This window comes from Sphingomonas sp. LaA6.9, assembly GCF_022601895.1.
Lineage (GTDB): Bacteria > Pseudomonadota > Alphaproteobacteria > Sphingomonadales > Sphingomonadaceae > Sphingobium_A.
Map to the genome: position 1 here is coordinate 1 of NZ_JAKVIO010000087.1, position 4,344 is coordinate 4,344.

Below are 4,344 nucleotides of genomic sequence, written 5' to 3' on the forward strand. Positions count from 1 at the left end.
ATGCCGCGACGGTGAAACGCCGCTTCACTCCCGTTGCAGTTCGCGACGGTGTCTATCGCTGGGAGGCCCCCGACGGATCGGTGATGATGGGCGCCAATGGTCGGCCCTGGCTGTTCGACGTTCACACGGTGGGCAACTGATGGCCGGGCCCCTCGACTATTACGAGGCGGATCTGCCGACAGCGCCGGCGCCCGTCGGCGAGGCCAAGCCGCAGCCGAGCTTCTGGAATGCGATCGCTGCGCGCTGGGACCTGCAGGACACCGAAACCGATACCGAAACCGACATGATGGTCGAGGGTTATACCGAGCTCTCGCGCGCGCTGCGCGAAGCGGGCAGCACGGAGCAGTTCGGCGCCGATGTTCGCGCCGGCGTGCCCTTCCTCAAAGGCAAAATCTGGACCGAGGCCCAGCGCCTGCGCGCGATCGATCCCAATTCACTGAAGGATTTTCCAAAGGACGAAGCCGATCTTCGCGAGCGGATGGTGCAGCGCCGCGCCGCCAAGCGCGCCAAGGCACAGGAGGTGATCCGTGCGGACGATAGCACGAGCGGCGCGATTGGCGGGTTCATAGCCGGCACCGGGCGCTCGATGCTCGACATCCCCAACCTGGCGACGCTGCCCGTGGGCGGGTTCGGCAAGACGGTGGCGAAGCGGCTGCTGACCGAGGCGGCCGCGGGCGCGTTCGTCGAGACGCTCATTCAGCCGGCGGTCGCACAGCGTCGTGCGGAGTTCGGCGAGGATTACGACGCCAGCGATTTCGCGCTCAATGTCGGCGGCGCCGCTGTTGGCCAGGCCGCGTTCGCCGGCACGCTCGAGCTGCTGTTCCGGGGCGGCGCGAAGGCGATCGACCTGCTCGATCCCGCCGACCGCAAGATGGCGCGCGCGCTTGCCGGCGCCGAGCCGGAGGCGGTGACCGAGCTCGAGGTGCTGGGCTTCGTCCAGAAGAGCTTCGGGCCCGACCGGATGACGTCGGACGAACGCGCAGCGGGCCACGTGATCACGCGCGCGACCGAGGTTGATGCGGTGAGCCCGTTCGAGCGCACGGCGGCGGGCGACCAGGAGCATTATGCGCGGCTCAACGATGCGCTGGACAAGCTGGTGACCGATCCACCGAGCCCCGCGCCGGCGGCCGCGGTGCGCGTGGCGAGCGAGGCCAGTGTTCCACGCGGTTCACGTGGAACGGGCGATGCGCGCGCGACCTTCAAGGCGAGCGTTCGCGCGGCCGAGAGTAGCGGCGACGACGGGGCGCGCAATCCGCTCTCGAGCGCGACGGGGCGCTATCAGTTCACGAATGGCACCTGGCTCAGCTTCTACAAGCGGCGCTTCGGCACCGGCGGGCTCACCGACGCGCAGATCCTCGCCAAGCGCAGCGACGGCGCAACGCAAGACGCGCTGATGGACGATCTCACTGCGTACAATGCGACCATACTTGCGCGTGCCGGCGCGCCCGAAACCGCTGGCAATCTCTATCTGCTCCATTTCGCCGGCGAAGATGGTGGCATGAAGATCCTGCGCGCAGCGGCAGACACGCCGATCGAACAGGTGCTTCCGCCCCGCGCGATCGCGGCCAATCCGTTCCTGAAGGGAAAGAGCGCCGGCGACGTCGTCGACTGGGCGCATCGGAAAATGGGTGAGGTCGCGCTCGGCGATCGGCCGCGCCTGCGTGCCGAGGCGTTCGGGGATGACGATCTGGCACTGGCGTCCGCACAACAGCGCATCGATGCAGCCGAGATGGAACGCGCTCTGCTCGACCAGGGCGCGCGCCAGGTGAACGGCCGCGATCCGCTCGAGGATCTGCCGGGGCGGATCGACGACAGCGAGATGCTGACACCCTGGGATGTCGAGCCGGTTAAGCTTGACGATCTCCCCGCAGCGGATCCGGTTATGGCGCGTCTCGATCCGGCGGAACGCGCGCGCATTGAGCATGCTCCCGCGGACCTGCGTCAGGCGCTTGCGTATCAGGCGGTTGCCCGCGCGGCCGATGCGGCCGCGGGCGTTGATGCGCGCGTCGGGACGGATCGCGTGGACGCGAATGTCGCGGCCGACGCGCAGAACGATTTCCCGATCAGCGCGCTCAATGTCCCGGCGCGCGGCAAGCCGGGTTATTCGATCGAAGCCGGCGTTGATGAAGGCCATTTCGTCACCGCCGTATTCCGTGACAAGGATGGCGTTGCCCGGGGCGGTGTGCGCATGCCTGTCAGCCTCGAGGCGCGCGAGCTGGATCCCGACTTACATAGCTATGTCGACCCGGCGTTTCGCCGACAGGGTGTCGCATCCAGGCTCTATGACACGCTGAATGACGCCGGGTTCGATGTCGAGCGCCTGAGCGGCAGTGAGGGGCTGACGCCTGACGGCGCCGCGTTCGTCAACGCCCGGCGCACACGGCGTGCAAATGAAGTCTCCGAACCGGCCACGATCGCGGGCGGCCCCGCCGAGCGCGCGCAGGCGCATGCCAAGGCGGAGCTGGCGGCGGGGGCGACACGCGCTTTCGACGATCCGTTCGGCGAGGGATCGCGGACCCAGCTCGAGAGCCTGGCGCACGATCTGGCGATGTCCGCCGAGGGTGATGCGCGCGACGTCCGCTTCCGCCTGTCCGAGGGCGGCGAGGAGCTGAGCTACGCCCAGGTGATGGAGCAGCTCGACGCCGAGGAGGCTGCGGCGAAGGCGGTGCGCGCGTGCATGGCGCCGGGAGGTGGAGCATGAGCCTCGAGCGCTGCATTCCCGACCTGGTGAAAGAGGGGAGGCTGACGGCCGAGCAGGGCGCCGCCGCGGCTGAGCTCTATGGGCGTCGCAAGCGGTTTCACAGGCGCTCGATGGGCGATGCCGCGGCCGAGGCGCTGGCGAGCGATGAAACCGCCGCCGCGCTCGAGCGCAGTGCCGCCCAGTCGCGCCGGCAGAAGCAGCTGCAGATGAAGGCGCAGCTCGACGCAATAACTAATATTGCGAAGTTCGATGGCGGATCGGGCAAGAGCCCGGGCGATGCCGCGATCGCGCTGCTCGTGCGCGACGAACGCGCGCCCTATTCGAATGTCGAATATCGCTGGAAGGAGGTGCGCGGATCCGCGCACGCGCTGATCGACGGCATCCTGCTCAAGCACCGTCGCAACCTGGTCGGCCAGGTGCGCAGCAAGGCCGAGCTTGAGGATCTGGTCCGCGAGGCGTTTGGGCAGAAGACGAGCAACCTGTCGGCGCGCGAATTCGCCGATGCCTGGGCGCAGGCATCGGAAATGCTGCGCCAGCGCTTCAACGCCGCCGGCGGCGATATCGGCAAGCTCGACAGCTGGGGATTGCCGCAAAGCCATGACAGCGTCGTGATCGCCGAGGCTAGCAAGGCGGAGTGGGTCGACTACATCACGCCGCTGCTCGATCGCCCGCGCATGATCGACGACGCGACGGGCAAGCCCTTCGACGATGAAACGCTCAGCGAGGTGCTGGGCGATGTCTATGACACGATCCGCACTGACGGCCAGATCGACCGCGTGCCCGGGGGGCAGCGCGGCGGAAAGCTCGCCAATCAGCGCGCCGATCATCGCTTCCTGCATTTCGCCGATGCGGACAGCTGGCTGCAGTACCAGGCGCGCTTCGGCAAGGGCACTGCCTTCGACGCGATGATGAACCATATCGACGGGATGAGCCGCGACATCGCGCTGATGGAGACGCTCGGCCCCAACCCCGCAGCGACCGTCCAGTGGCTGCAGGACAGCCTGACGAAGCAAGCGGCGATCGAAGGCGGCCGCGGCGATCGCCGGCTGTTCGGCCTGCGTCCGGGCAAGCTGCGCACGGATCTCGCGCGCCAGGACGTGAACATCGTTGGCGAGATCTTCGACGAGATCATGGGCAAGTACCGCGCACCGCACAATCGCGAGCTCGCGCTTACCTTTTCGGCGATCCGCAGCTGGCAGGTCTCGACCAAGCTGGGCTCGGCGGTGCTATCCACAACGAGCGACCAGGCAACGCAGATCCTGACGCGCGGCTTCAACGGGTTGCCGATCCGCCAGATGGCTTCGAGCCAGGTGAAGCTACTCAATCCGCTCGACAGCACGCACAAGGCCTTCGCCATCCGCGAAGGGCTCATCGCCGAAGAGGCGAGCCAGATCGCGTCAGCGCAGGCGCGCTATACCGGCGAGGAGCTGACCGGCGAGATTTCCCGCAACATCGCCGAAACGGTGATGCGCGTGTCTGGCCTGAACGCGGTCACGCAGGCGGGCCGGTGGAGCTTCGGGATGGATTTCATCTCGGCGCTCACCGATTACGCACCGCAAGGTTGGGACGCGCTCGAGGCGCCCTTCCGCCGCATGCTCGAGCGCTACGGCCTCGACGCTGCCGACTGGGACAAGATCCGCGCG

Annotated in this window: 2 protein-coding genes; both read left to right on the top strand. The window is 67.7% G+C overall.

Going from position 1 to position 4,344, the window contains the following annotated elements; all coding sequences use genetic code 11:
• Window positions 1-139: 139 nt before the first annotated feature.
• Window positions 140-2,701, top strand: coding sequence for a hypothetical protein (locus MKI88_RS21230; RefSeq protein WP_241633542.1), 2,562 nt, complete (start codon window positions 140-142; stop codon window positions 2,699-2,701).
• Window positions 2,698-4,344 (top strand): hypothetical protein (locus MKI88_RS21235; RefSeq protein ID WP_241633543.1); only part of this gene is annotated, 1,647 nt, incomplete at its 3' end. The genes MKI88_RS21230 and MKI88_RS21235, both read left to right, overlap by 4 nt.